Below are 2250 nucleotides of genomic sequence, written 5' to 3' on the forward strand. Positions count from 1 at the left end.
TGCTGCCGAACGAGCAGTGCAGTGTAGTGTGCTCGCTGCTTCACCACGATCGCAGAGTATTCTTCGCCGTGAATCGTAGCGTGGTGAAACCCTTCCAGTTGAAGTGACGACATCAGTAGCGATCGCAGCCCCAGGGCTTGAAAAATGGTTTGCACCCAGCCCATTCCAGTGCTATCTGAGGTGGTGAAATATTCTTTAGGCAGACCGTTTAGATCAAAAACGGCAGCGCCCACGACGCGATCGGGGTAGGACATGGACAAATCGGAGGGTAAGCGAGTTTGCGACCGGAGGTCAGAAAGGGAAGGCATCAGCTTGAGTAGGCAGGTGATTGACGACGATCAGGAAGCGACAAGGAGCGGTAGCAGAACTAGGGATTGAATTCTCCGACATAGCAGACGTACTGGCTTCGGCATCAACCATCGTCGTTTAATGCAAACGAAGTGACGCTATCAGCTTCAGTCTAGAGAACAGTTGAGATTCGGGCGACCGTGAAATTGCTATCTCTAACTCAAAAAGTGTGTGAGTTTCGTGAACGTTTAAGATGCAGCCTGCTCTCAGAGCTGACTTCCATTAGCCGACGAAGGCAGATAAATAGCTGCTTCTAAGGGTAAGGGATACTCAGCAATGCTTCTGTCTAGTGTGATGGTAAAATGCTGCTACTTCAATGAGGGGTAACGACCCGCAGCAGGGATAGGTCGAATAGCGCACCGGGTCGGTCAACCTCAAGAATTACTGTGAAGTTAAAGTAAACCAACTTTTGTCATAGCCTAGCGCTGATAAGCACATCTATCAAGGTGTACTAAGCAGTATCTCTTGATTGGATCGATCGAAGCGACAATTCACCTGAGCGACGCATAAGTGGTTGCCAACGCTGATTAACTCGGTTCTCTAGTTCCCTCAGTTTCTCAAATCGATGGATAATGAGCGGATGATTCATTCAGCTTACATTTGTTCATTAGCAACATTCTTTGATGGACTCGAAAGCATTTCAGATTTACGATCGCGACCTTGCTGAGGAGCAGCTTGCTACATATTTGCAGGCAGAGGCGATCGCGGTAGATACCGAGACGATGGGGCTGCTACCCCAGCGCGATCGCTTGTGTCTAGTGCAGCTATGCGATCCATTAGATCACGTGGCGGTGGTGCGGATCGATCGAGGGCAAGCCGAAGCGCCGAACCTGAAGCGACTGCTCGAAGCGGCATCCGTGCTCAAGGTATTTCATTTTGCTCGCTTTGACGTTGCCACCCTGCGCTATCACCTCGATATTCAGGTAAACCCGATTTTTTGTACCAAGCTTGCCAGCAAGCTAGCTCGGACTTACACGCCCCGCCACGGACTGAAAGACTTGGTGCAGGAACTAGAGCATGTCGAACTCGACAAAAGCGCTCAAAGCTCTGATTGGGGAGATTCAATGAACCTCTCGCCAGAACAACTACGCTATGCCGCCAACGATGTCCGCTACCTGCTGAGCGCGCGCAAGAAATTGATGGCGATGCTAAAGCGCGAGGAGCGTTGGGAATTGGCGGAGCGTTGCTTTCAGTGTATTCCAACGATGGCAGAGCTCGATCTGTTGCAGTATCAAGGGGCGTTTGAGCATTAAAGCGGTCAGCCGTTAGCTGTTAGCTTAGAGATCCTAGATATTGATTGACAGGACGATCGCTATGAACTCCAATCGCGTTACTCCGGAGCCAGGACAAGAATCGGTCTGGGACTACCCGCGTCCTCCACGACTAGAGGATACAAGTAAGCACATTCAAATCGTGTTCAACGGAGCGACGATCGCAGAGACTCACCGCGCTAAACGAGTACTGGAAACTAGCCATCCCCCGGTCTACTACATTCCACCAGAAGATATTGACCAAGCGTATTTGATTAAAAGCCCCCGCACAACGTTCTGCGAGTGGAAGGGACACGGTGCGTACTACAGTCTTGCCGTGGGCGACAAGCGCCTAGAGGACGTAGCGTGGTACTATCCAGAGCCAACGCCTGCATTCGCCTCTATTAAAGATTATGTCGCGTTTTATCCTGCACCGATGGATGTCTGCTACGTTGATGGAGAGAAGGTGACGCCGCAGCCTGGAAATTTCTATGGCGGCTGGATTACGTCCGAGATTGTGGGACCCTTCAAAGGTGGACTCGGAACATGGGGGTGGTAGGGTTAATAATTGATTCGTCAGTTGTGAGTCGTTACCCTACTCTATTAATACTGATATAGCGGCTCTCGCTCCGTTGAGGGATAGTCAACCTCT

Annotated in this window: 3 protein-coding genes; 2 read left to right on the top strand and 1 reads right to left on the bottom strand. The window is 50.7% G+C overall.

What is annotated here, in order from left to right; translation table 11 throughout:
• Positions 1-308: hypothetical protein (locus tag H6F43_RS07090; protein WP_190342053.1), on the bottom strand; the 308-nt coding region annotated here is incomplete at its 3' end.
• 663 nt (positions 309-971) lie between these two features.
• On the opposite strand from H6F43_RS07090, the gene H6F43_RS07095 reads away from it, so the two are divergent.
• Positions 972-1601: a ribonuclease H-like domain-containing protein gene (locus H6F43_RS07095; protein ID WP_190342055.1), complete on the top strand. Its 630-nt coding sequence runs from the start codon at positions 972-974 to the stop codon at positions 1599-1601.
• A 61-nt stretch (positions 1602-1662) separates the two neighbouring features.
• Complete coding sequence (locus H6F43_RS07100; RefSeq protein WP_190342057.1) at positions 1663-2157, top strand: DUF427 domain-containing protein; 495 nt, start codon at positions 1663-1665, stop codon at positions 2155-2157.
• Positions 2158-2250: the final 93 nt, after the last annotated feature.

Origin of the sequence: Leptolyngbya sp. FACHB-36 (assembly GCF_014695955.1) — a bacterium.
Taxonomy (GTDB): domain Bacteria; phylum Cyanobacteriota; class Cyanobacteriia; order Leptolyngbyales; family Leptolyngbyaceae; genus FACHB-36.

Excerpts from the sequence above, each read along its gene's own strand:
- H6F43_RS07095 (WP_190342055.1), top strand. The coding sequence starts at position 972 with ATGGACTCGAAAGCATTTCAGATTTACGATCGCGACCTTGCTGAGGAG.
- H6F43_RS07100 (WP_190342057.1), top strand. The coding sequence starts at position 1,663 with ATGAACTCCAATCGCGTTACTCCGGAGCCAGGACAAGAATCGGTCTGG.